Genomic DNA, 25674 nt, shown 5'->3' on the forward strand with positions numbered 1-25674 from the left:
CTCCGGGCGTCCCGGTCGGCGGCCGCGGTCCTCGTGGAGCGCGGGCGCGTCGGGCGTTCGAGAGCGATCCTCGCATCCGCAGCCCGGCGCCCCCGACCGGCGCCCCCGCGCTTGCCGACCCTCACCGGCAGCTGTCACAGTCGGGTGATCGACCCGGGGGACACCATGAGCAGCCGCACGCCCGCACGCAGCCGACGACGACGACGACGCGCGGCCCCGACGGGGCGGGGTGCCGCCGCGCTCGCCGCAACCGCCCTCCTCCTCGCTGGATGCTCCGTGGGACCGGACGGCCCGCCGCCGGTCCCGTTCGAGGCCGTGGCGATGCCGGCCGACGCCCCGACCGCCACCCCGGGCCAGCGCCTGGCGATCGGCGACCCGATCGCCCTGCCGAGCGCGGACGCGACCGGCGCCGTGTCCGACGTCGTCGCGACGGCGCTGCTCGGCGTCGTCGAGGGCCAGCCCACCTACTGGTCCGGCTACGAGGACGGCGAGCGCTTCGCGGATCGGACGCCGTACTTCGCGTTCGTGCAGACCCGGTGGCTCCAGGGCGACCGCGGCCCGCAGGACGGGCCGGTCCTCCGCCCGTTCCTCGCCGACGGCACGGAGGTCGACATCATCCAGCGCGAGGTGGGCGGCATCAGCATGAGCGGTGAGTGCCCGTACGAGGTGCCGGACCTCCGCCTGGAGGAGGGCCACGACGTCGAGGAGGACCTCGCGTGCGTCGTCTACGCGGTCCCCGCCGGCCAGGAGCTGACGGAGCTGCGCTGGCACGACGTCCCGCGCATCGTCGTGCAGACGCCGGATCCCGCCACGCACCCGTTCCTCGCGGCCCCCGTGGTGTGGGAGGTCGACCCCCTGCCGGCCACCCCGGTGGAGGGCTGATCGCCGTGCGCTCGTCGCGTCCGTCGCGCCTCGCCCGCCGTGAGCTCCGGGCTGCGGCCGTGCTCCTCCTCGCCCAAGGCGTCCTGATGGAGGGCCTGGTGGCCGTCGGGCTCGTCGTCCTGCTGGTCCTCGGCGTCCCGCAGTCCACGCTGACCGACAACGCGCAGGTCTTCGCGCTGCCCTATCTGCAGGAGCACCTCCACCTGATGATGGCGATGAGCGGGATCTTCGCCGCCCTCCGCATCACCGCGGGCATCGCCCTCTGGCGGGACCGGCTGTGGGGGCTCGCGCTCGCCGCGATCATGTGCGCGGTCACCCTCGTGCTCATGGTGTTCCTGCTGCCGGCCGGGCTCCTCGACGGCGTGCTCTCGGGCACGGCCCTCGTCCTCCTCCTGCACGCGCGGCTCGGCCGCGACGCCGACGGGCGCCCCCGACCCGCCCTGCCGGCGCGCTGACCGCCCCCGGCCGGGGGCGCGCACCCGCGCTCGGTACAATGATCCGTCGCCCCCTCATCGGTCGGGCGCACACGACAGCACACGAGAAGCAACAAGGGGATGATCCATGGCGGGCAGCGCACGGCAGTTCAACGTCGCGCTCGAGCCGACCGTGGATCCGGCCACCAGCGAGGAGGAGTTCTCCCGCCAGGACGACGCGGTCGCCCCCGCCCCGGCCACGTGGCCCACCACGCACCACCGCCCGGACGTCATGGTCCGCAAGGGCCTCGCCACGCTGGTCAACCGCGAGCTCACGCCCCACCAGGCGCTCGTGACGGACCTCCTCTTCATCCGGGACGCGCTGCTCGCGACCGGCATCGACTTCTGGCTCATCCGCGGCAACGACGAGCGCCCCGTCATCGCCATCGACGTGCAGCACCGCGACACCGTCGTGCGCGCCCTCGTCGCCGCGTGCGCCGACGAGCCGCTCTACGCGAAGACCGTCGACGGCCGCCGCCGCCCGCCGCTCCTCGTCGCCGACGGCCGCGTCACCGACAACCCCGACGCCGGCATCTTCCGCCTCTACCGCCCGCGGATCGAGCCGGTCGGCCTCCTCGCGTACGGCGCCTCCACCGCGGTCGAGCTGCAGTTCTTCCGCTTCGAGGGCGAGACCATCGTCTGGCCGGTCGAGAACTCGCTGACCCGCGAGATCCTCCCGGCGAACGAGGTCGTGCCCACCACGGTCGAGATGTACGGCCACGAGTGGAGGACGCTCCGCGGCATGTTCGACGCGCAGGCGTCCGACATCACGTTCGACATCGACATGGTCTTCTCCTGGGTCGACGGCAACGACCCCGAGTTCCAGAAGCGCCGCGCCGAGCGCATGAAGGACGTCGTGGTCGGCGAGGGCGACGACTCGGAGGCGCGCTTCCGGCAGATCGACGAGCTCAAGTACGCGCTGCGCTCGGTGTACCTCTTCGCGCCCTGGGTGCGCCGGATCTTCATCGTCACCGACTCCCCGCGGCCGGCGTGGCTCGCCGACCACCCCGGCGTCACGTTCGTGCGCAGCGAGGAGTTCTTCACGGATCCCGCCGCCCTGCCCACGCACAACTCGCAGGCCGTCGAGTCGCAGCTCCAGCACATCCCGGGGCTCAGCGAGCACTTCCTGTACTCCAACGACGACATGTTCTTCGGCCGGCCCGTGCAGCCCGGCATGTTCTTCTCGCCCGGCGGGATCACGAAGTTCATCGAGGCATCCACGCGCATCGGCCTCGGGGACAACGACTCCGACCGCAGCGGCTTCGAGAACTCGGCGCGCGTCAACCGGCGCCTCCTCATGGACCGCTTCGGCCGCCTCATCACGCGGCACCTCGAGCACGCGGCCACGCCGCTGCGGAAGAGCGTGCTGCTGGAGCTCGAGCAGGAGTTCGCCGAGGACTTCCACCGCACGCAGCTCAGCCGGTTCCGGTCCAGCACCGACATCTCCGTCACGAACTCGCTGTACCACTACTACGCCCAGATGACGGCGCGCGCCGTGCAGCAGGAGAGCGCCAAGGTCACGTACGTGGACACCACGTCCCGTGCCGGGCTCGACCTCCTGCCGGGCCTCCTCAAGCGCCGCTCGCAGGACTTCTTCTGCCTGAACGACGGCTCGTTCCCCGAGGTCCCGGCTGACGAGCGGCAGGAGCGCGTGCAGGACTTCCTCGAGCGCTACTACGGCATCCCGGCGCCCTGGGAGGCGGAGGTCGCCGACGCGGCCGGGTCCTCGGACGCCGCGCCCGCCGCACCCGCCTCGCCGGCGGATTGAGCCGCGCGGGCAGCCCCGCCGACCGCACCCCGTACGAGGTGCTGGGCGTGGATCCCGCGGCCGGCACCGCGGACCTCCGCGCCGCGTACCGTCGGCTCGTGCGCGCCACCCACCCGGACACGGGCGGGGAGGCGCACCTCTTCCACGCCGTGCAGCGCGCGTGGGAGGTCATCGGGGATCCCGCCGACCGCGCCGCGTACGACCGCGGGCAGGGCCGCGCGTCGGCGTCCGACGACGACCCGCTCGGACCGGACGACGCCGGGTACGCGCCCGCGCCCGGATCCGGCACGCGCCTCGGCGCGACCGTGCACGGCACCGCGGGCGCCCTCGCCCGCGCCCACTACCTGGATCGCGTCGCCGCGTGGCAGGGCGTCGCGCCCGGCGCGGACCTCGGCGTGGATCCCTGGTCGCCCGAGCTCGTGCGCCGCGCCCCCCGCGACGTCCGCTGGCTCCTCGCGAAGGCCCTCGCGGAGGAGGCGACCGCGCGCGCCGCGGCGTCCCTCGGCATGGGCGCGACGATCTTCCACGACGTCCGGCCGCTCGCCGGCGACGGCAAGGTCGACCACGTCGTCCTCGCGCCCGCGGGCCTGTTCGCGCTCAGCTCGGAGGACTGGGGCGTCGCGGTGCAGCTGGTGCGCGGCGAGCTGCAGCCCGTCGCCGCGGATCCCGACGGCGCCTTCGCGCCCGGCGACGCGCCGGTCACCTGGCTCGCCGGCGCTGCGCGCTCGCTCGCGGCGTCCGCGGGCGTGCGGTTCGCGGCCGCGGTGGTCGTCGTGCCGGACGACGCGCTCGCGCAGCCCGTCGAGCGGGTGGAGCGCGGCCGCAACCGCGGCGCGCTCGTCGTCCGCCGGTCGGTGCTGCCGCTCGTGCTGCGCGACGGCGTCTCCGAGGAGGGCCGGCTGAGCGTGGCGGATCCCTACGCCGTCCGGGCGCTCCTCCGCGAGCGGCTGACGCTGCTGGGGCCCGCCGCGGGCTGACGCCTGCCTCGCCGCGGGTCAGGCGGGCAGGTCGGTGGGCGCGTCCTCCGCGCCCGACGCGGTGTCGGCCGCGTCCTCGTCGGCCGCGACCGAGTCGCCGCCGCTCGACAGGCCGCCGTCGCCCGGGGCCTCCTCGTCGTCGAGGTGCCGGACGGCCTCGCCGTCGGGGACGATGCCGCCGGTGCTCGAGTCGGGGTCGCCCTCGCCGGGCATGCCCTGCGTGACGCCGGGGGCGCCCTGGACGGTGGACAGGGGATCGATGTCGGAGTCGCTCATGCGTCGACCGTACGCCGGAGCCCCGCGCGCGTCAGGGCGGGCGGGGCTCCGGGGTCCGTGCGGACGGGGATCAGTCGATGCGCTTGATGCCCTCGAGGCGGCCGAGCAGGTCGCGGTCCTGCGCGTCGAGGTCGCCCTCGGCCGCGACGACGCGGATGGCGGCCTCGAAGTCGAGGTCCTGGTCGTCGGCGACGCCCGCGACGTCGGCCACGACCCAGAGGAAGCTCACGAGCTCGGGGAGGATCTCGGACAGCACCGCGTCCGGGAAGATCGCCGCGGCCTGGCGGAACAGGCGGTCGGTGGCCGGGCCGCCGAACGCGTGGTCGAGGTCGGCGACGATGCCGTCGTCCTCGTCGAGGTCGGTCGAGATCCAGTTGGCGACGTGCTCGCCGTCGAGGAGGATCGCGGAGATGAAGAGCGGCTCGCCGCCGGACTCGCTCTCGACGATCTCGGTGATCGTGTAGCCGGCGACGCCGGGAGGCGTGAGAAGGGAGTCGTCATCCATGCGCCAATGCTAGCCGTGCGGGGCCGCCCGTCGAGGCCGGATCCGCGTCCCGACGGCGCGGGATCGCCCGGCGGCCGCGGGTAGCCTCGTCAGGTGATCCCCGCCGCCGACCTCCTGCCCGCCGAGCGGGCCGACGCGTCGGCGCACGCGGGGGAGCGGCCCGTCGCGGCGGTCCTCGATCCGTCCGCCTGGCACGACCGCGCCGACCGGCACGCCGGCCGGGCCGACGCGTTCTCCGCGGGCTTCCGCGAGCGCCGCATGGCCGGCCGCACCCACGAGGTCGACGACTTCCTCTTCACCTACTACCCGCACAAGCCGTCGCTCCTCCGCCGCTGGCACCCGGGCGCGGGAGCGGTCCTCGCCGACGCCGCGGGCGAGGAGCGGGCGGCCTGGCGGTGGTACGTCGCCGACGCCGAGCGCGCGGCGGGCGGTGTGCGGGTGGACGCCGCCGCGTACCTCGCCGCGCGCGGGTCCACGGCGTCGTTCGTCGAGCGGATCCTCTCCCGCACCGCCGCCCGCCCCGGCCGCTTCTCCTGCTTCGGCCTGCACGAGTGGGCCATGGTCTACCGCGTCGCGCCCGGCGAGCAGCGGCACGAGAAGCTGCCGCTCCGGCTCGGCTCGGCCGCGACCGACGAGGTCGTGGAGACGCACAGGCTGGCCTGCACGCACATCGACGCGTTCCGCTTCTTCACGCCCGAGGCCGTGCCGCGGAACGCGCTGGCGCCCACGCGCGAGACGCAGCCGGACCTCGAGCAGCCCGGCTGCCTGCACGCCGGCATGGACGTCTACAAGTGGGCGACGAAGCTCGGCCCCCTCGTGCCCGGCGAGCTCCTCCTCGACGCGTTCGAGCTGGCCCGCGACATCCGCTCGCTCGACATGCGCGCGAGCCCGTACGACGTCTCCGGGCTCGGCCTCGAGGCCGTGCGCATCGAGGAGCCGTCGGGCAAGGCCCGGTACGCGGCGGAGCAGCGCGGGTTCGCGGGGCGGTCGAACGCGCTGCGGGCGCGGATCCTCGACGAGCTCGCGCACGCGCGCCGCGTGGCCGCCGCCGGGCTCTAGGGCCGCGGCGCCGTGACGCCGATCAGACCCGCCGACCGCGCGGGTCAGCGTCCGCGCACGCCCTCCGGGTCGCGCAGCCGCTCGATGTCGCGCCGGTCGCGCTTGGTGGGGCGCCCCGCGCCGCGGTCGCGCACGACCGTCGCGGGCGCGGCGTCGCGCGGCGGGGGCGGGGGAGTGAGGTCGGTCATGGCCTCCGCGGCGACGGCGGGACCCACGCGCTTCACGAGCGTGCGGCGCACCACGAGGATCCGCTCGGCGCCCGCGACCCGCACGCGCACCTCGTCGCCCGGCCGCACCGCCTGCGACGCCTTGACGCGCTCGTCGGCGACCCGCACGTGCCCGGCCCGGCACGCCGCCGTCGCCTGCGACCGGGTCTTGTAGACGCGCACGGCCCAGAGCCAGCTGTCGACGCGGACGGCGGCCTGCCCGGCGGGGGCGGGGGGCAGCGCGTCGTCGAGGGGCATCCTCCGACCCTAGGCGACGGCTCCCCGGTACGCTGGCCCGAGCATGTCGATCACCCGCCGCACACTCCTCACCGCGTCCGTGTCGGGGCTCTCGCTCCTCGGCCTCGCGGCGTGCACGCGGACGACGCCCACCCCGGCCACCCCCACGTCGATGCCCTCCGCGACGCCGACGCCCGTGCCCACGGCGGATGCCACGGGCCTCCCGGATCCGGTGGCCTTCGCGCGCTCCGACTGGGCGGGCGACCCGTTCGCCCGGGGATCCGGCAGCTTCCTGCGCCCCGGCGCCACGCGCGCCGACCGCGAGGCCCTCGCGCGTCCCGTCGACGACCGCGTCTTCTTCGCCGGCGAGGCGACGAGCGCCGACCGCCCCGGCACGGTCGCGGGCGCCTACGCGTCCGGCCTGCGCGCGGCGGACGAGGTGGACCGCGCGGGCGCCGGCACCGAGCGCGTCGCCGTCGTCGGCGCCGGCATCGCGGGCACCGCCGCCGCGCGGGCCCTCCGCGACGCCGGGCACGACGTCGTGCTCGTCGAGGCGCGCGCGGAGCTCGGCGGCAGGATCCGCGCCGCCGGCGGCATCGACAGCCCGGACTGGCCGCACCCCGCCGAGCTCGGCGCGCTCTGGCTCGCCGCCGACGACGACCACGTGCTCCGCGACGCCGTCGAGGCGGCGGGCATCTCCCGGTACGGCCTCGCGCTCATCCCCGAGCACCGCGGCCCCGACGGGCAGGTGCGGGATCCGTCGACCGCGGGATCCGACGCCCTCGCCGGCGCGCGCGCCCACGCCCTCGCCCAGCCGGGCGCGACCAGCCTCGCCGCCGCCCTGCGCGACACCGGCGCCGACGAGCTCGACGCGGACGGCGGAGCGGCCTCGCCCGCCGCCGATCTCGCCGCGCTGATCGCGACCGACGTCGCGATCGCCCACGGCGCCGCCCCGGACGAGCTCTCCGCCGCCCACGGCCTCGACGAGCCGGGGCCCGTCGGCAACGTCGCCGTCACGGGCGGCTTCGCCGGCCTCGTGCAGCACCTGCTGCGCGACCAGGACATGGACGTCCTGCGGGAGGCCACGGTGTCGCGCATCGCGTACGGCGAGGGGCGGGTGGGGCTGCGCCTCGGATCCGGCGAGTCCCTCTCGGTCGACCGCGTCGTCGTCACGGTGCCGCTCGGGGTGCTGCAGGAGGGCGCGATCGCGTTCGACCCGGCGCTCCCGGCCGCGCACGACCAGGCGATCCGCGCGCTCGGCCCCGGCCGCGCCGATCGGATCTGGCTCCGCTTCGCCGCGCCGTTCTGGTCGACGACCGCCACGGTGTGGACCTCGCACGACGCCGACGGGAGCATCACGCGCTGGTACAACCTCATGCCCATCTCGGGCGAGCCCGTCCTCATGGCCGAGGTCGGCGCCCTGGCGGCCGAGCGCGTCGCGGCCATGGACGACCAGGAGCTGCGCGCGGCGGCGCTCCGCACGCTCCTGCCCTTCGCGGATCCGGACCTCCTCGAGCCGGCGACGCCCGCCCCGACGGACGGACCGGGCGGGACGGCGACGCCGAGCCCGACTCCGACGCCCTAGCGGTCGACGCGCGCGGCGGCCGGGTGCGGCGCGGCGGGCGCGTCCTCCGCGGGATCCGGGACGGCCGGCGGCGGCGACGCGAGCCCAGGAGCGCTCCCCGGGGAGGCCGCGTCCTCGACTGCCCCCGCCCGCGGCGGCGCATCCGCCGGCCGAACTCGGCTGAGGCCCACGACCAGCGCCGTCACGCCCGCCAGCACGCCCGCGACGAGCGCCAGCCACGCGGCGATCTCGAACGGCACGCCCACCTGCGCGGGGTCGAGGAAGAAGTACGGGTACCAGCCGACGCGCGGCCCGCGGATCTCCGTGAACGCGCACCAGGCGAGGGGGAACGGCATCGCCCAGCCGACGGCCTTCCAGGTCACGCGCGGGCGGCCGGGCGCGAGGGTCCAGTCGAGGAGCGCGTACGCCGGGATCACGAAGTGCAGCAGCCGGCTCGACCACGGCACCTCGACGTAGTAGGCCTGCGCGCTCGACTCCAGCACGATGAGCCCGAAGACGACGCCGGACACCACGACGTAGCTGAGGACGACGGCGCGCACGGCCGCCATGAGCCGCGGCTCGATGCCGCCGCGGAGCGCGTGGAGGCCCGACGCGGCGAGCACGACGACCCCCGCCATCCCGCTCTGCGTGGTGAAGTAGCTGAACCAGTTCTCCGCGGCGAAGGTCGTGAACCCCTGCACGTAGTCGAAGTCCGCGGCGAGCGCGACGACGCCCACGAGCGCGGCGGCCAGGCGCACGGCACCGAGGATCCTCTGCACAGCACTCCGATCGCGGCCGACTCCCGGCATCCCCGTCGCGTCCAGTCTACGAACGAGGTCTCACGATCGCCTCCGTGCCCTCGCGCGTCGCGGGCGGGGACGGCAGGATGACCGCCATGAGCCCTTCATCGCGATCCACCAGCCAGCAGGTGCAGTTCGCCTCCTTCGGGGGTGTGGACGTCCTCGAGGTCGTCGACGTCCCGCGGCCGACGCCCGGCCCCGGCGAGGTGCTCGTCGAGGTGTTCGCCGCGGGCATCAACCACATCGAGGCGTACATCCGGCAGGGCCGCTTCCCCGACGAGGTGCCGACGGCCTTCCCGAACGGCCAGGGCAGCGACTTCGCGGGCTGCGTCGCCGCGGTCGGCGAGGGCGTCACGCGCTTCCGCAAGGGCCAGGACGTCCTCGGCCACACCGTCATGGCGGCGCACGCGACGCACGTGGTCGTGCCCGCGGGCAACGTCGTCCCGAAGCCCGCGCAGCTCCCGTGGGAGGTCGCGGGCGGCCTCTTCCTCGCGGGCCTCGTCGCGCACGACGTGCTGCACGCCGTCACGGTGGGCGAGGGCGACACCCTCGTCGTGTCCGCCGCGGCAGGCGGTGTCGGCAGCATCGAGGCCCAGCTCGCGATGCGCCGCGGCGCCCGCGTCATCGGCACGTGCGGCGAGCGCAACTTCGACTACCTCCGCCAGATCGGCGTCACCCCCGTCGTCTACGGGGACGGCCTCGCCGACCGGATCCGGAAGGCCGCCCCGAACGGCGTGCAGGCCTTCGTCGACAACTTCGGCGGCGGCGAGCAGGTGGCCGAGGAGCTGGGCGTCGCGGCCAAGCGCTTCAGCTCCAGCGACGACCGGAAGCACCTCGAGCTCGAGGCCGTGCTGCCGCCCGTCGAGGAGGACGACGTGCACCGGTCCCGGACCCTCGCCACGGTCGCCGAGCTCGCGGCCAAGCGCGAGGTGGACGTGCTCGTCTCCGGCTTCTACCCGCTGGCCCAGGTGCAGGAGGCGTTCGACGACCTGGAGCGCCGGCACGCGCGCGGCAAGATCGTGCTCGGCATGCGCCCCGTGCACTACCCGGGCGACCGGCGGAGCACGGCGAAGGCCCGCGACGTCGCCGACGGCCGGGCCTGACGCGGACGTCGGCCGGGGTCGCGCGGTGTCCGCGCGCCCCGGATCGACGCCGTCAGGTGCGGAGGACCTCGGCGGGCTCCGGCTCGGCCGGCGTCTCGATGTGCGCCTCGCGCCAGCGGAGCAGGTCGCGCACGGCGGGCGACTCGTCGCACTCGAGCATCACGACCGCGGCCCGCGGCGTCGCGTCGTTCACGGCCAGCCACGAGCGCACGCGCTCCGAGGTGTCGCCCACGAGCATCGTGAGCACGGCCGCCGGCGTGGCGGAGTTCCGTGCGAGGCACGCCCGCACGCCCTCGTCGGGATCGCGCGCGAGCGCCTGCTGCACGTCGAGCGGCGCGTGCCGGCTGCTGGCGACGCTCTCGCGCACCTTGGGATCGCGGTGCTCGGCCAGCAGGCGCAGCCGGCGGATCTTGCTGGGCGTGACCTCGGGCGCGGGATGCAGGGCGGCGGCCTGCTCCGCGGTGAGGACGGCGGGCGCGGTCCGGTGCAGGGCCTCGAGCTGCGCGGCGGTGGTGAACCTGATGCACGACATCCTCCGACGCTACCCAAGGCGGCCGTGAGATGGTGGATCGCATGAGCGCCGATCGCCCGCCCGAGCCCCCGCGCGGGGCGCATCGCGACAGCGGCGACGCGTGGGTCGAGGGTCCCGACGGCCAGCGCTTCTGGGGCGCCTTCGGCGCTGCGGGCCTCCTCGTGCACGACCCCGACCGCGGCGTCCTCCTGCAGCACCGCGTCGCCTGGAGCCACCACGGCGGCACGTGGGGCCTCCCGGGCGGGGCGCGTCACGCGGGCGAGTCCGCCGTCGACGGCGCGGCGCGCGAGTCGGCCGAGGAGGCGGGCGTGCCGCCCGCCGGGATCCGGCCGGTGCTCGCCACCGTGCTCGACCTCGGCTTCTGGAGCTACGCCACGGTCACGGCGCGCGTCCTCCGCCCCTTCGAGCCGCGCGTCGCCGACGCCGAGAGCATCGAGCTGCGCTGGGTGCCGGTCGACGAGGTCGACGCGCTGCCGCTGCACCCGGGCTTCGGCGGATCCTGGCCCATGCTGCGCGCGGAGCTCGCGCGCGACGTCACCCTGGTGGTCGACACCGCGAACCTCCTGGGCTCGCGGCCGGACGGCTGGTGGCGGGACCGCGCCGGCTCCACGACCCGCCTCCTCGCCGAGCTCGACGCCCTGGCGCGCGACGGGCTGCCCGCCGCCGACCTCGACCTGCCGGGCGACGTGCGCTGGCCGGACGTCGTGGCCGTCGTGGAGGGCGCCGCGCGCGACGCGGCGCTCCCCGAGGTGCCCGCGACGGATCCCGCGCTCCCCGTCCTCCGCGCCCCCGGGCTGACCGTGGTCCCGGCCCCGGCGGACGGCGACGGCGAGATCGCGCGGGTCGTCGCCGCGGCGCGGGACGCCGGCCGGGAGGTCGTGGTGGTCACGGCCGACCGCGGGCTGGCCGCGCGCGTCGAGGAGCTCGGCGCCCGCGTGCTCGGTCCCGGCCGCATCCGCGCGCTCCTCGACGCGCGCGCGGCCCGCGACGCGCGCTAGGCCGGGCGGGCCGGCGGCTACCGGCCGGCGGGATCCGTCACGAAGTCGATGAGCTGCTCCACCCGGCCGAGGAGCGCGGGCTCCAGGTCCCGGTACGAGCGCACCTGGCCGAGGATCCGCTGCCAGGCCCGGGCGATGTCCGCCTGCTCCTCGTGCGGCCAGCCGAGCGCGGCGCAGATGCCGTGCTTCCACTCGACGCTCCGCGGGATCACGGGCCATTCGCGGAGGCCCAGCCGCGCGGGCTTCACCGACTGCCACACGTCGACGTAGGGGTGCCCGACCACGAGCGCGTGCGCCCGGTGCGGCCCGCGCGCGACGGCCTCGGCGATGCGGCTCTCCTTGGATCCGGGCACGAGGTGGTCGACGAGCACGCCGACGCGGCGGCCCTTCCCGGGGCGGAACCGGTCGAGCTCCTCGTCGAGGTGGTCGACGCCCTCGAGGTACTCCACGACGACGCCCTCGATGCGGAGGTCCTCGCCCCACACCTTCTCCACGAGCTCGGCGTCGTGCCGGCCCTCCACGAAGATCCGGCTGGGCAGCGCCACGCGCGCCTGCCGGTCGGCGACCGCGAGCGACCCGGACGCGGTGCGCGCGGGGCCGGCGGGCGCGACGCGCGGCACCCGGAGCGCGACGGGCTCGCCCTCGAGCAGGAAGGATCCGCTGAGCGGGAAGGTGCGCTGCTTCCGCCGGAAGTCCTCGAGCACGACCATGCCGGACTCGACGCGCACGATCGCACCGCAGAACCCCGTCGACAGCTCCTCCACCACGAGGTCGCGCGTCGCGTCCTGCGGCCGGGGCGCCGCCTTCGCGGGGCCGCGCCAGCCGGTGGCGAGCACGTCCTGTCCGTAGCGGTCGTCGTCGAGGGGAGGCGGCGTCATCCCCCCAGGCTCCCACGGGACGCCTCGCGCACCCGGTCGACGAGCCGACGCCACGGGCCCTCGACGGCGGCCTCGCCGAGGTGCGCCTCCCGGTCGTCGGCGCGCACGAGGTACGTGAAGCGGTCGGTGCCGGGCGTGGGCGGGGCCGGCTCGTCCCAGGGGCAGTCGTCGACGAGGGCGCACCACGCCGCCTGCTCGTCCGCGCCGTCGTCCACGCGCACCGACCAGGTGCGGGTCATGCCCGCGATCCCGCCCGTGCGCGACACGGCGATCTCCACCTAGACCTCGATCCCGACGCCCTCCCACGCCGCCTGGACCGCGGCGACCTCGGACGCGTCCTCACCGTACCGCGCCGCCGCCGCGTCGATCGTGGCCCGGGCGAACGCCGGGAAGTCGCAATCGGCCCGCACGCTGCCCGACTCGAGCACGTCGTACCAGATCCGTCCCGCGCCCTCCCAGGCCGCGCCGCCGATGGCCGTGGCGGCCAGGACGAAGGCGCGGTTCGGGATCCCGGAGTTGATGTGGACCCCGCCGTTGTCCTCCTGCGTCTCCACGTAGTCGTCCATGTGGCCGGGCTGCGGGTCCTTCCCGAGCACGTCGTCGTCGTAGGCCGTCCCCGGCACGCGCATCGACCGCAGCGCGAGCCCCGTCGACCGGTCGAGGAACAGCTCCGCGCCCACGAGCCAGGTCGCCTCGTCGGCCGACTGCCCGAGCGCGTGCTGCTCGACGAGGACGCCGAAGACGTCGGAGATCGACTCGTTGAGCGCGCCCGACTGCCCCTGGTAGACGAGGCCGAGCGTCAGCTCCGTGACCCCGTGCGTCAGCTCGTGGCCGATGACCGTGAGCGAGCGCGTGAACGGCGCGAACACCTCGCCGTCTCCGTCGCCGAAGACCATGCGCGTGCCGTCCCAGAACGCGTTGTCGTACTCCTCGCCGTAGTGCACGGTCGCGAGCAGCGGGAGGCCCCGGTCGTCGAGCGACTCCCGGCCGTAGACCTCGGAGAACAGGGAGTAGGTGGCGCCGAGGCCCGCGTAGGCCTCGTCGACCTCCGCGTCGCCGGTGTCGGGCGCCCCCTCGACGCGCACCGTGCGGCCGGGCAGCTCCTCGCGGTTCCCGGCGTCGGAGATCGTGCGGTGGATCCCGGACGGGTCGCGATCCGCGCGCGCCGACGCGTCCGGCTCGGCACCGGGTCCCCGTCGGTCGTGGATGAGCGGCCCCTGGTCGCGGAGCGCGCGGCGCGCGGCCTGCCGCGCGGCGGACATGCGCTCGGGGTCGGCCTCGGCGAGGCGGGTCAGCAGGTACGGCGGGAGGATCGTGCGTCTCATGCCCCGAGACTCGCACGGGGCGGCGACATCGTCACGGGCCGGGGCGGATCCCGCCCCGCCGTGCCGCGACCGGATCCGGTGCCGCGCGGCGCCTCACCGCGTCCAGCGGTACCCGAGCTCCGGCCGCCCGGGCGTCCCGTACCGCGGCACGCGCTCCACCTGGCCGACGTCCGCGAGGTACTCGAGGTACCGGCGGGCGGTCACGCGCGACACCTCGAGAGCGCCGGACACCTCCGCGGCGGACACGCCCTCCGCGACCGGCGCGCCGTCCACCCCGCCGCCCGCGGGCCCGTCCCCGCGGGCGATCCCGCGCACGAGGTCGAGCGTCTCGGCCGACATGCCCTTGGGCAGCCGGGAGTCGGACGCGGGGGAGCGCAGCGCGGCGAGCGCCCGGTCGACCTGCAGCTGCGTCGTGCTGCCGCTCCCCGCGCCGAGGCCCTCGCGGTAGCCGACGTAGGCCGCCATCTTCTCCGCGAAGGCGGCGAACGTGAACGGCTTGATGAGGTACTGCACGATCCCCGCGGTCACGGAGCTGCGCACCACGGCCTGGTCCCGCACCGCGGTCACGGCGACGACGTCCGTCGCGCGTCCGGCCGCGCGCAGCCGGCGGCAGACCTCGAGGCCGTGCATGTCCGGCAGGGTCATGTCGAGGAGCACGAGGTCGATCCCGTCCGCGCCGGCCTCGGCGACGAGCCGCAGCGCCTCGCCGCCCGTGTGCGCGACCCCCGCGACCGCGAAGCCGTCGAGCCGGCCGACGTAGAGGGCGTGCGCCTCCCCGGTCAGCACGTCGTCGTCGACCACCAGCACCCGGATCACGCGCGCACCTCCCCGGCGCGGGCCACGTCGGCCGCGTCGTCGTCGACGCGGGGCCCCGCGGGGTCCGCCGGCAGCACCACCCGGACGCGCGCGCCGCCCAGCCGGGAGTCCGCGTCGCCCACGTCGACCGCGCCGCCGAGCCGCGCGGCCGATCGCGCGACGAGCGCGAGCCCCACCCCGCGCGGCCCCGCGTCGCCCGTCTTGGTCGTCACGCCGAACTCCAGCACGCGCGGCCGGACCGCGGGATCCACGCCCGGACCGTCGTCCGCGACCTCGATGACGAGCGCGCCCGCGCCCGTCCGCGACAGCGACAACTCGACCCGCCCCCGGTCGTCCCCGCGCGCCGTGGCGACCGACGGGTCGGCCGCGGCGTCGATCGCGTTGTCCACGAGGTTGCCGAGGATGGTCACGAGCTCCGGGGCGGGGACGCCCGGATCGCCCGTGCCCTCGGCGACGCGCACGGTCAGCTGGACGCCGCGCTCCGCGGCCTGCGCCGCCTTGCCGCGCACGAGCGCCCGCACGACGGGATCCGCGTCCTCCGTCAGCCCGTCCTCCGACGCCCGCCGGTCCGTCTCGAGCTCCGCCGCCGCCAGCGCGAGCGCCTCGCGCGGCCGCTCCAGCTCGATGAGCGAGACGATCGTGTGCAGCCGGTTCGCGAACTCGTGCGTCTGGGCGCGCATCGCGTCGGCGAGCGTCCGCAGGGTGGCCAGCTCGCCCGAGAGGCGCTGGACCTCCGTGCGGTCGCGCAGCGTCGTCACCGTCCCGAGCCGTGCGGCGCTCCCCGTGCGGCCGGTCGGCAGCGCCGGCCGCTGCGTGACCACGAGCACCCGCCCGGACGGCAGGTGCACGACCTCGTCGGCCGTCGTCCCGGCGGCCAGCATCCGCTCGATCGCGGGCGGGAGGCCGAGCGCCTCGACCGCGACGGGCGCGTCGGCCGGGTCGAGGTCCGTCTCCAGCAGCTCGGCCGCCTGGTCGTTGTGCAGCACGAGCCGCCTGTCCCGGTCGACGAGCACGATGCCCTCGCCGACGGAGTGCAGCACCGACTCGTAGTAGGCGAGCATCCGCGCCATCTCCTCGGGCCCGAGGCCCCACGTCGTCCGCTCGAGCGACCGGCTGAGGAGCACCGCGCCGGCCGCGAGCAGCAGCGCGAGCGCGCCGACCGTGCCGACGAGCCCCGGCAGCCGGGCACCCAGCACCTCGGTCACGCGCTCGACGGTGACCCCGGCCGCGACCAGCCCGACGATCCCGCCGTCCGCGTCGCGCACGGGCACGACCGCGCGGACGCTCGGCCCGAGCGTCCCGGTGGAGGTCTCGGTCAGGGACCGTCCCGCGAGCGCCGGGCCGGTGGTGCCCCGGTACGTCCGGCCGATCTCGTCGGGGTCGGGGTGGGTCACCCGCACCGTGTCGCGGTCCATGATCGTGACGAAGTCGACGCCGGTGTCGCGCGTCACGTCGAGCGAGTAGTCGAGGAGCGCGCCCGTCGGATCCGCGGAGGTGAGCCCCTCGGCGACGCGCGGCGAGTCCGCCACGGTCGTCGCCACCGCGAGGCTCCGGTCGGCGGCGGCCTGCTCGGCGCGCTGGCGGGAGTCCGCCCAGAGCGCCGCCGTGGCGACGACGGCGACGACGAGGAGCACGGCCAGCTGGACCGCGAGGAGCCGCGCCGCGATGCCGCGCGGGAGGCCGGGGCGGCGGAGGCGGATGCGGCCGGGCAGCGCGGCTCGCGACATGCTGCCTCCTCGCGTCCGCTGCCGGCACCCCGGCAGGAACATTATGAACACAACCCCGGGCCGTCCCGCCCCCTGGGACATCCTGACGTGACCGCCTGGCGCACCCCGTGCGCCGGCGCCGCTCACGAGACAAGGACGTCCCATGACCAACCCCATCGCCGCGCTCCGCCGCCTGGACCGCCAGCACTACCTCTACATCGCCGTCATCGTGGCGGTGCTCCTCGGCGTCACCGTGGGCCTCGTCGCCCCCGAGACGGGCGTGGCGCTCAAGCCCGTCGGCGACGCGTTCGTCGCCCTCATCAAGATGATGATCGCGCCCATCATCTTCTGCACCATCGTGCTCGGCGTCGGATCCGTGGCGAAGGCCGCCACGGTCGGCCGGGTCGGCGGGCTCGCGCTCCTCTACTTCATCGTCATGTCGACGTTCGCGCTCGCGATCGGCCTCGTCGTCGGCAACCTCATCCACCCGGGCGAGGGCCTCGACCTCAGCGGGCTGCGCGCCCCGGAGGGCACCGCGGAGGCGACCGACGAGAAGGACTTCCTCCTCTCGATCATCCCCACGTCGCTCCTGTCGTCGCTCACCTCGGGCAGCATCCTGCAGACCCTCTTCGTGGCGCTCCTCGTCGGCTTCGCCCTGCAGCAGCTCGGGAAGCGCGGCGAGCCCGTGCTCGAGGGCATCCGCAACATCCAGATCCTCGTGTTCCGCATCCTCAGCATGGTGATGTGGGTGGCGCCCCTCGGCGCGTTCGGCGCCATCGCGGCGGTCGTGGGCGCCACGGGGATCCAGGCGGTCATCAGCCTCGCCACCCTCATGATCGGCTTCTACATCACGTGCGCGCTCTTCATCGTGGTGGTGCTCGGCTCGCTGCTCTGGTTCGTCGCCCGCGTCAACATCTTCCGGCTGATGAGGTACCTGGGCCGCGAGTACCTCCTCATCGTGTCGACGTCCTCCTCCGAGGTCGCGCTGCCCCGCCTCATCGCCAAGATGGAGCACGTCGGCGTCTCGAAGCCGGTCGTCGGCATCACGGTGCCCACGGGCTACTCGTTCAACCTCGACGGCACCGCCATCTACCTCACGATGGCGTCCCTGTTCATCGCGAGCGCGCTCGGCAGCCCGCTGGCGATCGGCGAGCAGGTGTCGCTGCTGGTGTTCATGATCATCGCCTCGAAGGGCGCCGCGGGCGTCACCGGCGCCGGCCTCGCGACCCTCGCGGGCGGCCTGCAGTCCCACCGCCCCGACCTCGTGGACGGCGTCGGGCTCATCGTCGGCATCGACCGGTTCATGTCCGAGGCGCGCGCGCTCACGAACTTCACCGGGAACGCGGTCGCCACCCTCCTCATCGGCACGTGGACCCGCGGCATCGACGCCGACCGCGTCGCCCTCGTCCTCGGCGGCGGCGACCCGTTCGACGAGACGAGCATGGGCACCGAGCACGACGGCGACCTGGAGGCGCCGGCGGAGGCCCTCGAGGCCGACGTGACCCGGTCCGGCGAGCACGGCGACGACCCGCGACCCGCATCCCGCTGATCCGCCGCCGGGACCACGCCCGGGTCGTCCCCCGTCGTGGTCCCGGCCGTGTCCGATCCGTTACGCTGTCAGGTCACAGGAGGTACGACCATGGATGGACGCGAACAGGGTCACGACGCCACGCGCGTGCCCGAGCAGTACACGAGCACGGACACCACGGCCACCTTCCGCGACGAGCTCGGAGCGGCCCTCGCGGGCCTCGACGGCGTCGTGTCGGTCGAGGAGAAGGACGCCGTCACGGCGCTCCCCTCGGGATCCGCCCTCCTCGTGGTCCGGCGCGGACCGAACCAGGGGGCCCGCTTCCTCCTCGACGCCGACGTCACGGTCGCCGGCCGCCACCCCGACGCGGACATCTTCCTCGACGACGTGACCGTGTCCCGCCGCCACGCGGAGTTCGTCCGCCAGGGCACGTCGTTCCAGGTCAAGGACCTCGGCTCGCTCAACGGCACGTACTTCGACGGCGTCCGCATCGACACCGCCCTGCTCCAGGACGGCGCGGAGGTGCAGGTGGGCAAGTTCCGCCTCACGTTCTACGCGTCGCGCACCGACCTCGTCGGCCGGACGATCGAGTAGTGCCGGCGTCCGCCGCCCGGTCGACGCCAGCCCGCACCCCCGGTCTCCTCAGCATCGGGCAGGTGCTCGCGCGCCTCACCCCGGAGTTCCCCGACCTCACCAACAGCAAGCTCCGCTTCCTCGAGGAGCAGGGCCTCGTCCAGCCGTCCCGCACGGAGTCCGGCTACCGCAAGTTCAGCCCGGCCGACGTGGAGCGCCTCCGCACCGTCCTCGGGATGCAGCGCGACCACTACCTGCCGCTGAAGGTCATCCGCGCCTACCTGCGCGACCTCGACGCCGGCCTGTCGCCCGCGCTCCCCGGCGCGGCGACCACGCCGCCCGCGTCCATGCTCGACCAGGAGCGCCGCTACAGCCGAGCGGAGCTGGTGCGGGAGTCGGGCGCCACGGCGCCGCTCCTCGGCGACGCGATCACGGCGGGCGTGCTCGTGCCCGCCGAGGTCTACGGCGAGGAGGCCGTGCAGGTGATGCGCGCGCTCGTCGAGCTGCAGCGCACGGGCATCGAGCCCCGGCACCTCCGCGGCTTCCGACAGGCGGCGGAGCGCGAGCTGAGCCTCATCGAGTCGGCCCTCGTGCCCGTGTCCCGGCGTCGTGACGCGTCGAGCCGCGCCCACGCCGCCGAGCTCGCGCGCGAGATCGCCCAGCAGCTCGAGGTCGTGGCGGGGGAGCCTCATCCGCTCCGCGCTCGGCCGTCTCTCCTCCTGATCGCGCTGGCGTCCACGGGCCCGGCCCGTAGACTGACATGTCCGCACGGGGCCGTCCGCTTGTCGGAGGGCGCCGTCGGGACCGGCCGATCCGCACCCCCGACGGGGGCGCCGCGGAGGGCCGGGGCGACACGCCGGGCGCTTCCGCCGGATGTCGTTGATCGGGCCCGCGGGCCCCGCTACCGTGAGAACACGATCCCGACGAACCGACCTGAGCAGCGCGCGACCCCCACCGGGGCGGGCGGCGAGGGGTGGAAGGCAGAACGATGAGCGACTCCACCCCGGACTCCGGGCGCTACGACCTCGGTCTGCTGTTCACCGACGGCCTCCCCGAGATGGACGCCAGCGCCGGCTACCGGGGCGCCGTCGCCGCGCGCGCCGCGGGGATCACCTACCGCCAGCTCGACTACTGGGCCCGCACCGGCCTCGTCGAGCCCACCGTCCGCGGAGCGTCGGGCTCCGGCACCCAGCGCCTCTACGGCTTCCGCGACATCCTCGTGCTGAAGCTCGTCAAGCGCCTCCTCGACACCGGCATCTCCCTGCAGCAGATCCGCACCGCGGTCAACCAGCTCCGCGAGTCCGGCGTCGTCGACCTGGCGCAGACCACCCTCATGAGCGACGGCGCGAGCGTCTACCTCTGCACCAGCAACGACGAGGTCATCGACCTCGTGAGCCGCGGCCAGGGCGTCTTCGGCATCGCGGTCGGGAAGGTGCTCCGCGAGGTGGAGCACAGCCTGGTCGAGATCGACACGCAGACCGTGGACCCCACCGACGAGCTCGCGGCCCGCCGCGCCGTCAAGGCGTCCTAGCCCGCTCCTCGGGGCCACGGCGCATCGGGCGCACGGTCGGCGCCTCCGCGATCGGGTGTGCTCGGCGAGGCGATCGCCTCCGGCCTGCGATCTCGACGGTCATGCCGATCCGCGCCGTCGTCGCGGCCGTGGAGCCGGGCAGCGGATCAGCGCGCGGTGTTCTCCGCGTAGTCGCCGATCTTGGCCGTGCGCATGATGCGCTCGAGCAGCTGGTCGAAGTTGCGCGCCATCTCCTGCGCGCTCTCGCCCGGCCAGACGTGCAGCGGCTTGGCGGCGCCCTGCGCCTGCTGCAGCGACGTGCGCTCGGGCAGCTGGGGGCTCAGGACGAGCGGGCCGAACATGTCGCGGAGCTCCTTGATGCGGAACTGGTGCTCGAGCGACTGCACGCGGGCGCGGTTGACGATGATGCCGAGCGGCTGCAGGCGCGGGGAGAGGCCGCGGCGGATCTCCTCGATGGCGCGGAGCGCGCGGTCGGCGGCGGCGACGGAGAAGAGGCCGGGCTCGGTGACGACCGTGACGCGGTCGCTGGCCGCCCACGCGGTGCGCGTGAGGGCGTTGAGCGACGGGGCGCAGTCGATGAGCACGAGGTCGTAGTCGGCCTCGACGTTGGCGAGCGCCTCCTCGAGCTTCCAGATGTCGCGGATGCTGGGGTGCGGGCCGTCGAAGTTGATGGCGGACGGGCTGCCGATCATGACGTCGATGGTGCCCGAGCGGCCCTTGGTCCAGCCGCTGGGGGCGATGGCCGCGCGCACGATCTTCTCCTTGGGGGAGGCGAGCACGTCGGCGACGTTGAGGTGGCCGGCGACCTGGATGTCCATGCCCGTGGACACGTCGGCCTGCGGGTCGAGATCGACCACCAGGGTCCTCAAGCCGCGGGAGAAGGCGGCGGACGCCAGTCCCAGGGTCACGGTGGTCTTCCCCACGCCCCCCTTGAGGGAGCTGACGCTCAGTACATGCACGTGGGAGAGGCTACCGTCGATACTCTGGGAAGACCTAAACGCGGGGGTGCCCGAAGCCCCGTCCGACGAGAGGCCCCGCCATGTTCGAGAAGATCCTCGTCGCCAATCGCGGGGAGATCGCGATCCGGGCCTTCCGCGCCGCCGTCGAGCTGGGCGCCCGCACGGTGGCCGTCTACCCGCACGAGGACCGGCACTCGCTGCACCGGCTGAAGGCTGACGAGGCGTACCTGATCGGCGAGGAGGGCCACCCGGTCCGGGCGTACCTCGACGTCGACGAGATCATCCGCGTGGCGCTCGAGTGCGGCGCCGACGCCATCTACCCGGGCTACGGCTTCCTCTCGGAGAACCCGGGCCTCGCGCGCGCGGCCGCGGCGAACGGCATCGTCTTCATCGGACCCGATGCCGACGTGCTCGAGATGGCGGGCAACAAGGTCACCGCCAAGGAGCACGCGACCTCGGCCGGCGTGCCCGTGCTCGCGTCCACGCCGCCGTCGACCGACGTCGACCTGCTCCTCGCCCAGGCCGAGGGGATCGGCTTCCCCATCTTCGCCAAGGCCGTCGCGGGCGGCGGCGGTCGCGGGATGCGCCGCGTCGAGCGCGCGGAGGACCTCGAGGACGCGCTGCGGGCCGCCATGCGCGAGGCCGACAGCGCCTTCGGCGACGCGACCATGTTCCTCGAGCAGGCCGTGCTCCGGCCCCGGCACATCGAGGTGCAGATCCTCGCGGACGCCGCCGGCGAGACCGTCCACCTCTTCGAGCGGGACTGCTCGGTGCAGCGGCGCCACCAGAAGGTGGTGGAGATCGCCCCGGCGCCGAACCTCGACCCGGCCGTCCGGGACGCGATGCACGCGCACGCCGTCGCCTTCGCCCGCAGCATCGGCTACGTGAACGCCGGGACGGTGGAGTTCCTGCTCGACACGGACGGCCCCCGCGCGGGCCAGCACGTCTTCATCGAGATGAACCCGCGCATCCAGGTGGAGCACACGGTGACCGAGGAGGTCACCGACGTCGACCTCGTGCAGTCGCAGATGCGCATCGCGGCAGGGGAGACCCTCGCCGACCTCGGCCTGCACCAGGAGGACGTCGTGCTGCACGGCGCGGCGCTCCAGTGCCGCATCACGACCGAGGATCCCGCGCAGGGCTTCCGGCCGGACACCGGCAAGATCACGACCTACCGCTCGCCGGGCGGCGGCGGGATCCGCATCGACGGCGGCACGGTCGCCACCGGGGCGCAGATCAGCCCGCACTTCGACTCGATGCTCGCGAAGCTCACCTGCCGCGGGCGCGACTTCCCCTCGGCCGTCACGCGCGCCAAGCGCGCCCTCGCCGAGTTCCGGATCCGCGGCGTCTCCACCAACATCCCGTTCCTCCAGGCCGTGCTCGACGACCCGCAGTTCCAGGCGGGCGACCTCAGCACGTCCTTCATCGACGAGCGGCCGGGCCTCGTCCGCAGCAACGTCTCCAAGGACCGCGGCACGAGGATCCTCAACTGGCTGGCCGACGTCACGGTCAACCAGCCGAACGGGCCGCGCACCGCCCTCGTCCGGCCCGCGGACAAGCTGCCCGACGTCGACCTCCGGCAGGCGGCGCCCGCCGGATCCCGCCAGCGCCTGCTCGAGCTCGGCCCCCGCGGCTTCGCGGAGGCCCTGCGCGCGCAGACCGCCCTCGCGGTCACCGAGACCACGTTCCGGGACGCGCACCAGTCGCTGCTCGCCACCCGGGTCCGCACGCGCGACCTCGTGGCCGTCGCGCCGCACGTGGCGCGCACGACGCCCGAGCTCCTCTCGGTCGAGGCGTGGGGCGGCGCGACGTACGACGTCGCGCTGCGCTTCCTCGGCGAGGACCCGTGGGAGCGGCTCGCGTCGCTCCGCGACGCGCTGCCGAACATCGCCATCCAGATGCTCCTCCGCGGCGCCAACACGGTCGGCTACACGCCGTACCCGACCGAGGTCACCGACGCGTTCGTGCAGGAGGCGGCCGCCACGGGCGTCGACGTCTTCCGCATCTTCGACGCGCTCAACGACGTGGAGCGCATGCGCCCGGCCATCGACTCGGTCCTCGCCACGGGCACCACGGTGGCCGAGGTCGCGCTCTGCTACACCGGCAACCTGCTCGACCCGGCCGAGGACCTCTACACGCTCGACTACTACCTCGCCCTCGCCGAGCGGAGCGTCGCCGCCGGGGCGCACATCCTCGCGATCAAGGACATGGCCGGTCTCCTCCGGCCGGCCGCCGCCGAGCGGCTCGTGACCGCGCTCCGCCGCGAGTTCGACCTGCCGGTGCACGTGCACACGCACGACACCGCGGGCGGGCAGCTCGCGACCCTCCTCGCCGCCAGCCGCGCGGGCGCCGACGCGGTCGACGCCGCGAGCGCGCCGATGTCGGGCACCACGAGCCAGCCCTCCGCCTCCGCGCTCGTCGCGGCCCTCGCGGACACCGAACGCGACACCGGGCTCTCGCTCGACGCGGTCAGCGACCTCGAGCCGTACTGGGAGGCCGTGCGCCGCCTCTACCGTCCCTTCGAGTCCGGATTGCCGGGTCCCACCGGCCGCGTCTACCGGCACGAGATCCCGGGCGGCCAGCTGTCGAACCTCCGGCAGCAGGCCACCGCGCTGGGACTCGCCGACGACTTCGAGCTGATCGAGGACATGTACCAGGCGGCCGACCGGATCCTCGGCCGCATCCCCAAGGTCACGCCGTCGTCCAAGGTGGTCGGCGACCTGGCCCTCCAGCTCGCGGCCGCGAAGGCCGACCCGCGGGACTTCGCCGAGAACCCGCAGGACTACGACATCCCCGACTCCGTGATCGGCTTCATGGCCGGCGAGCTGGGCGACCTCCCGGGCGGCTGGCCCGAGCCCTTCCGCACCCGCGTCCTCCAGGGCCGCGACGTGCGCATCGGCGTGACGCCCCTCTCCGTCGACGACCGCCGGGTGCTCGAGGTGCCGGGCGCCGAGCGCCGGCGCACCCTCAACCGCCTCCTGTTCCCGCAGCCCACCGAGCAGTACGAGACCATCCGCGAGCTCTTCGGCGACCTCTCCGTGCTCGACACCGAGGACTACCTGCACGGGCTCCGCCAGGGCCAGGAGCACGTCGTGCGGATCGGCCGGGGCGTCGAGGTCATCATCGGCCTGGAGGCCGTGGGCGACGCCGACGCGTCGGGCATGCGCACCGTCATGGTGGTCATGAACGGCCAGCTCCGGCCCGTGTTCGTGCGCGACCGGGGCATCGCCGTCACGACCGTCGCCGCCGAGAAGGGCGACGCCTCCCGGCCCGGGCACGTGTCCGCGCCGTTCTCCGGCGTGGTGACGCTCAAGGTGCGGGAGGGCGACGTGGTCGCCGCCGGCCAGGCCGTCGCGTCGATCGAGGCCATGAAGATGGAGGCGGCCATCACGTCGCCGGTCGCCGGCCGCGTCGCGCGGCTGGCCGTCCCCACCACCCAGCAGGTCGACGCGGGCGACCTGCTCGTGGTCGTCGAGAACGAGAAGTGAGCCCGATGACCAGCACGCACCCGACGCCCGACGAGACGCCCGACGAGCGCTACGACCTCGTGGTCGTGGGCGGCGGATCCGGCAACTCCATCGTCGACGAGCGCTTCGCCGACCAGCGGGTCCTGCTCGTGGACGACGGCGCGCACTTCGGCGGCACCTGCCTCAACGCGGGCTGCATCCCCACCAAGATGCTCGTGCACGTGGCCGACGTCGCCGCGGGGACGCGCGAGGGCGCCGCCCTCGGGATCCGCGCCTCGGTCGAGGCCGTCGACTGGCCCGCGATCAGCGCGCGCGTCTTCGGCCGCATCGACGCCATCAGCGAGGGGGGACGCGAGTGGCGCGAGAGCGGCGCGGAGAACGTCACGCTCCTGCGCGAGAGCGTCGGCTTCGAGGCGCCCGGCGTGCTCGTGACGGCCAGCGGGCAGCGGATCACCGCGGACCGGATCGTGCTCGCGGCGGGGTCCCGGCCGCGCCCGCTCCCGGCGGCGTACACGCCGGACCCGGCGATCCACGACTCCGACTCGATCATGCGCATCGCCGAGCTCCCGGCCTCGCTCCTCATCGTGGGCGGCGGCTACGTGGCGGCCGAGTTCGCCCACGTCTTCAGCCACCTGGGCGTGCACGTCACGCAGGTGGCCCGCTCCCCGCACCTCCTCGCCCACCTCGACGAGGACGTGTCCACCCGCTTCACGACGCTCGCGCGCACCCAGTGGGACCTCATCACCGACTGCGAGGTGGAGGAGATCGAGCGCGACGGCGACGTGCTGCGCTCGCGCCTCGCATCCGGCCACCTGGTCGAGACGGAGGCGGTCCTGGTCGCGCTCGGCCGGATCCCCAACACCGACACGCTCGCCGTCGCCAACGCCGGCTACGACCTGCACGAGGACGGCCGCATCGTCGTGGACGCCGAGCAGCGCGTGCTCGCGGGCGGGGAGCCGGTGCCCGGCGTCTTCGCGCTCGGCGACATCAGCTCGGAGCACCAGCTCAAGCACGTCGCGAACCACCAGGCCCGCGTCGTGCAGCACAACCTGCTGCACCCCGACGACCTCGTCGGCGGCGCGCCCGGGCCCGTCCCGCAGGCCGTGTTCTCGCGTCCGCAGATCGGCTCGTTCGGCCTCACGGAGGCGGAGGCGCGGGCGGCCGGCCCGGTCGTCACGGTCGAGCAGCCGTACTCGTCCACCGCCTGGGGCTGGGCGCTCGAGGACACGACGTCGTTCTGCAAGCTGGTGGTGGATCCGCGCGACGGCGGCACGATCCTCGGCGCGCACATCATCGGCTCCGACTCGGCCGCGCTCATCCAGCCCCTCCTCACGGCCGCGAGCCTCGGCCACCGGGTCACGGGGCTCGCCCGCGCGCAGTACTGGCCGCACCCGGCCGTGACGGAGGTCGTCGAGAACGCCCTGCTCTCCGCCGAGTCCGCGGTGGCCGACTGGGCACGGGAGAATGGTCCGGGCGATGCGCCCGCGGGGGCCGGTCGACCCTGACCCGCC

At 75.0% G+C, this 25674-nt stretch carries 24 protein-coding genes and 1 pseudogene; 14 read left to right on the top strand and 11 right to left on the bottom strand.

Annotation, left to right across the window (positions count from 1 at the left end):
• Nucleotides 1-321: 321 nt before the first annotated feature.
• The 4 genes from QFZ62_RS00390 to QFZ62_RS00405 all read left to right on the top strand — a co-directional run bounded on the left by QFZ62_RS00390 (nucleotide 322) and on the right by QFZ62_RS00405 (nucleotide 4100).
• The gene (locus QFZ62_RS00390) at nucleotides 322-882 is read left to right on the top strand and encodes a hypothetical protein (protein ID WP_307500804.1); all 561 of its coding nucleotides are present in this window, start codon (nucleotides 322-324) and stop codon (nucleotides 880-882) included.
• Between the two features lie 5 nt (nucleotides 883-887).
• On the top strand, nucleotides 888-1337 hold the full coding sequence (locus tag QFZ62_RS00395; RefSeq protein WP_307500805.1) for a hypothetical protein: 450 nt from the start codon (nucleotides 888-890) through the stop codon (nucleotides 1335-1337).
• 106 nt (nucleotides 1338-1443) lie between these two features.
• Nucleotides 1444-3123 (top strand): stealth family protein, encoded by a 1680-nt coding sequence (locus QFZ62_RS00400; RefSeq protein ID WP_307500806.1) that lies wholly within the window; start codon nucleotides 1444-1446, stop codon nucleotides 3121-3123.
• Complete coding sequence (locus QFZ62_RS00405) at nucleotides 3120-4100, top strand: DnaJ domain-containing protein (protein WP_307500807.1); 981 nt, start codon at nucleotides 3120-3122, stop codon at nucleotides 4098-4100. The genes QFZ62_RS00400 and QFZ62_RS00405 overlap by 4 nt, the downstream gene beginning before the upstream one ends.
• Before the next feature lie 18 nt (nucleotides 4101-4118).
• Here QFZ62_RS00405 and QFZ62_RS00410 read toward each other — a convergent pair whose 3' ends face one another.
• Together QFZ62_RS00410 and QFZ62_RS00415 are read right to left on the bottom strand one after the other, a co-directional pair.
• Complete coding sequence (locus QFZ62_RS00410) at nucleotides 4119-4376, bottom strand: hypothetical protein (protein ID WP_307500808.1); 258 nt, start codon at nucleotides 4374-4376, stop codon at nucleotides 4119-4121.
• Between the two features lie 70 nt (nucleotides 4377-4446).
• Nucleotides 4447-4881 (bottom strand): hypothetical protein, encoded by a 435-nt coding sequence (locus QFZ62_RS00415; protein ID WP_307500809.1) that lies wholly within the window; start codon nucleotides 4879-4881, stop codon nucleotides 4447-4449.
• Between the two features lie 93 nt (nucleotides 4882-4974).
• Between QFZ62_RS00415 and QFZ62_RS00420 the strand changes: the two genes are divergently transcribed.
• Nucleotides 4975-5940 (top strand): 3-methyladenine DNA glycosylase, encoded by a 966-nt coding sequence (locus tag QFZ62_RS00420; protein WP_373425925.1) that lies wholly within the window; start codon nucleotides 4975-4977, stop codon nucleotides 5938-5940.
• Nucleotides 5941-5984: 44 nt separating this feature from the next.
• Here the strand turns inward: QFZ62_RS00420 and QFZ62_RS00425 are convergent, their stop codons facing one another.
• On the bottom strand, nucleotides 5985-6404 hold the full coding sequence (locus QFZ62_RS00425) for an RNA-binding S4 domain-containing protein (protein ID WP_307500810.1): 420 nt from the start codon (nucleotides 6402-6404) through the stop codon (nucleotides 5985-5987).
• 43 nt (nucleotides 6405-6447) lie between these two features.
• On the opposite strand from QFZ62_RS00425, the gene QFZ62_RS00430 reads away from it, so the two are divergent.
• The gene (locus QFZ62_RS00430; protein WP_307500811.1) at nucleotides 6448-7968 is read left to right on the top strand and encodes an FAD-dependent oxidoreductase; all 1521 of its coding nucleotides are present in this window, start codon (nucleotides 6448-6450) and stop codon (nucleotides 7966-7968) included.
• On the opposite strand, the gene QFZ62_RS00435 is transcribed toward QFZ62_RS00430, so the two are convergent.
• On the bottom strand, nucleotides 7965-8726 hold the full coding sequence (locus QFZ62_RS00435; RefSeq protein ID WP_307500812.1) for a Pr6Pr family membrane protein: 762 nt from the start codon (nucleotides 8724-8726) through the stop codon (nucleotides 7965-7967). The two genes, QFZ62_RS00430 and QFZ62_RS00435, sit on opposite strands and share 4 nt — an antisense overlap.
• 116 nt (nucleotides 8727-8842) lie before the next feature.
• Between QFZ62_RS00435 and QFZ62_RS00440 the strand changes: the two genes are divergently transcribed.
• Nucleotides 8843-9850, top strand: coding sequence for an NADP-dependent oxidoreductase (locus tag QFZ62_RS00440; protein WP_307500813.1), 1008 nt, complete (start codon nucleotides 8843-8845; stop codon nucleotides 9848-9850).
• A 52-nt stretch (nucleotides 9851-9902) separates the two neighbouring features.
• On the opposite strand, the gene QFZ62_RS00445 is transcribed toward QFZ62_RS00440, so the two are convergent.
• The gene (locus QFZ62_RS00445; RefSeq protein ID WP_307500814.1) at nucleotides 9903-10382 is read right to left on the bottom strand and encodes a hypothetical protein; all 480 of its coding nucleotides are present in this window, start codon (nucleotides 10380-10382) and stop codon (nucleotides 9903-9905) included.
• A gap of 41 nt (nucleotides 10383-10423) precedes the next feature.
• On the opposite strand from QFZ62_RS00445, the gene QFZ62_RS00450 reads away from it, so the two are divergent.
• The gene (locus QFZ62_RS00450) at nucleotides 10424-11380 is read left to right on the top strand and encodes an NUDIX domain-containing protein (protein WP_307500815.1); all 957 of its coding nucleotides are present in this window, start codon (nucleotides 10424-10426) and stop codon (nucleotides 11378-11380) included.
• 17 nt (nucleotides 11381-11397) lie between these two features.
• On the opposite strand, the gene QFZ62_RS00455 is transcribed toward QFZ62_RS00450, so the two are convergent.
• The 5 genes from QFZ62_RS00455 to QFZ62_RS00475 all read right to left on the bottom strand — a co-directional run bounded on the left by QFZ62_RS00455 (nucleotide 11398) and on the right by QFZ62_RS00475 (nucleotide 16126).
• Complete coding sequence (locus tag QFZ62_RS00455) at nucleotides 11398-12258, bottom strand: DUF3097 domain-containing protein (protein ID WP_307500816.1); 861 nt, start codon at nucleotides 12256-12258, stop codon at nucleotides 11398-11400.
• Nucleotides 12255-12536, bottom strand: a complete 282-nt coding sequence (locus QFZ62_RS00460; protein ID WP_307500817.1) for a protealysin inhibitor emfourin — start codon at nucleotides 12534-12536, stop codon at nucleotides 12255-12257. Before QFZ62_RS00460 ends, QFZ62_RS00455 begins: the two co-directional genes overlap by 4 nt.
• Nucleotides 12537-13583 (bottom strand): M4 family metallopeptidase, encoded by a 1047-nt coding sequence (locus QFZ62_RS00465; protein WP_307500818.1) that lies wholly within the window; start codon nucleotides 13581-13583, stop codon nucleotides 12537-12539.
• Nucleotides 13584-13676: 93 nt separating this feature from the next.
• A complete protein-coding gene (locus tag QFZ62_RS00470) occupies nucleotides 13677-14399 on the bottom strand; it encodes a response regulator (protein ID WP_307500819.1) in 723 nt (240 codons plus the stop codon).
• Nucleotides 14396-16126: an ATP-binding protein gene (locus QFZ62_RS00475; RefSeq protein ID WP_307500820.1), complete on the bottom strand. Its 1731-nt coding sequence runs from the start codon at nucleotides 16124-16126 to the stop codon at nucleotides 14396-14398. Before QFZ62_RS00475 ends, QFZ62_RS00470 begins: the two co-directional genes overlap by 4 nt.
• A gap of 142 nt (nucleotides 16127-16268) precedes the next feature.
• On the opposite strand from QFZ62_RS00475, the gene QFZ62_RS00480 reads away from it, so the two are divergent.
• From QFZ62_RS00480 to QFZ62_RS00495, 4 genes and pseudogenes are all read left to right on the top strand, one after another.
• A complete protein-coding gene (locus tag QFZ62_RS00480) occupies nucleotides 16269-17654 on the top strand; it encodes a cation:dicarboxylate symporter family transporter (RefSeq protein ID WP_307500821.1) in 1386 nt (461 codons plus the stop codon).
• Nucleotides 17655-17744: 90 nt separating this feature from the next.
• Entirely contained in the window at nucleotides 17745-18227 is a 483-nt protein-coding gene (locus tag QFZ62_RS00485; protein ID WP_307500822.1) for an FHA domain-containing protein, read from the top strand.
• Nucleotides 18227-18929: pseudogene (locus tag QFZ62_RS00490) on the top strand (MerR family transcriptional regulator). The gene QFZ62_RS00485 and the pseudogene QFZ62_RS00490 overlap by 1 nt, the downstream one beginning before the upstream one ends.
• A gap of 265 nt (nucleotides 18930-19194) precedes the next feature.
• Complete coding sequence (locus QFZ62_RS00495; RefSeq protein WP_012038569.1) at nucleotides 19195-19737, top strand: MerR family transcriptional regulator; 543 nt, start codon at nucleotides 19195-19197, stop codon at nucleotides 19735-19737.
• A 146-nt stretch (nucleotides 19738-19883) separates the two neighbouring features.
• On the opposite strand, the gene QFZ62_RS00500 is transcribed toward QFZ62_RS00495, so the two are convergent.
• Nucleotides 19884-20696: a ParA family protein gene (locus QFZ62_RS00500; RefSeq protein WP_307500823.1), complete on the bottom strand. Its 813-nt coding sequence runs from the start codon at nucleotides 20694-20696 to the stop codon at nucleotides 19884-19886.
• An 80-nt stretch (nucleotides 20697-20776) separates the two neighbouring features.
• On the opposite strand from QFZ62_RS00500, the gene QFZ62_RS00505 reads away from it, so the two are divergent.
• Both QFZ62_RS00505 and QFZ62_RS00510 read left to right on the top strand, forming a co-directional pair.
• Entirely contained in the window at nucleotides 20777-24184 is a 3408-nt protein-coding gene (locus QFZ62_RS00505; protein ID WP_307500824.1) for a pyruvate carboxylase, read from the top strand.
• Between the two features lie 5 nt (nucleotides 24185-24189).
• Complete coding sequence (locus tag QFZ62_RS00510; RefSeq protein ID WP_307500825.1) at nucleotides 24190-25668, top strand: mycothione reductase; 1479 nt, start codon at nucleotides 24190-24192, stop codon at nucleotides 25666-25668.
• Nucleotides 25669-25674 lie beyond the last annotated feature (6 nt).

Origin of the sequence: Clavibacter sp. B3I6, assembly GCF_030816895.1 — a bacterium.
Taxonomy (GTDB): domain Bacteria; phylum Actinomycetota; class Actinomycetes; order Actinomycetales; family Microbacteriaceae; genus Clavibacter.

Coding starts and splice junctions, on each gene's coding strand:
- QFZ62_RS00390 (WP_307500804.1), top strand. CDS start 322: ATGCCGGCCGACGCCCCGACCGCCACCCCGGGCCAGCGCCTGGCGATC.
- QFZ62_RS00400 (WP_307500806.1), top strand. CDS start 1,444: ATGGCGGGCAGCGCACGGCAGTTCAACGTCGCGCTCGAGCCGACCGTG.
- QFZ62_RS00410 (WP_307500808.1), bottom strand. CDS start 4,376: ATGAGCGACTCCGACATCGATCCCCTGTCCACCGTCCAGGGCGCCCCC.
- QFZ62_RS00415 (WP_307500809.1), bottom strand. CDS start 4,881: ATGGATGACGACTCCCTTCTCACGCCTCCCGGCGTCGCCGGCTACACG.
- QFZ62_RS00425 (WP_307500810.1), bottom strand. CDS start 6,404: ATGCCCCTCGACGACGCGCTGCCCCCCGCCCCCGCCGGGCAGGCCGCC.
- QFZ62_RS00430 (WP_307500811.1), top strand. CDS start 6,448: ATGTCGATCACCCGCCGCACACTCCTCACCGCGTCCGTGTCGGGGCTC.
- QFZ62_RS00440 (WP_307500813.1), top strand. CDS start 8,843: ATGAGCCCTTCATCGCGATCCACCAGCCAGCAGGTGCAGTTCGCCTCC.
- QFZ62_RS00445 (WP_307500814.1), bottom strand. CDS start 10,382: ATGTCGTGCATCAGGTTCACCACCGCCGCGCAGCTCGAGGCCCTGCAC.
- QFZ62_RS00450 (WP_307500815.1), top strand. CDS start 10,424: ATGAGCGCCGATCGCCCGCCCGAGCCCCCGCGCGGGGCGCATCGCGAC.
- QFZ62_RS00455 (WP_307500816.1), bottom strand. CDS start 12,258: ATGACGCCGCCTCCCCTCGACGACGACCGCTACGGACAGGACGTGCTC.
- QFZ62_RS00465 (WP_307500818.1), bottom strand. CDS start 13,583: ATGAGACGCACGATCCTCCCGCCGTACCTGCTGACCCGCCTCGCCGAG.
- QFZ62_RS00475 (WP_307500820.1), bottom strand. CDS start 16,126: ATGTCGCGAGCCGCGCTGCCCGGCCGCATCCGCCTCCGCCGCCCCGGC.
- QFZ62_RS00480 (WP_307500821.1), top strand. CDS start 16,269: ATGACCAACCCCATCGCCGCGCTCCGCCGCCTGGACCGCCAGCACTAC.
- QFZ62_RS00485 (WP_307500822.1), top strand. CDS start 17,745: ATGGATGGACGCGAACAGGGTCACGACGCCACGCGCGTGCCCGAGCAG.
- QFZ62_RS00495 (WP_012038569.1), top strand. CDS start 19,195: ATGAGCGACTCCACCCCGGACTCCGGGCGCTACGACCTCGGTCTGCTG.
- QFZ62_RS00505 (WP_307500824.1), top strand. CDS start 20,777: ATGTTCGAGAAGATCCTCGTCGCCAATCGCGGGGAGATCGCGATCCGG.
- QFZ62_RS00510 (WP_307500825.1), top strand. CDS start 24,190: ATGACCAGCACGCACCCGACGCCCGACGAGACGCCCGACGAGCGCTAC.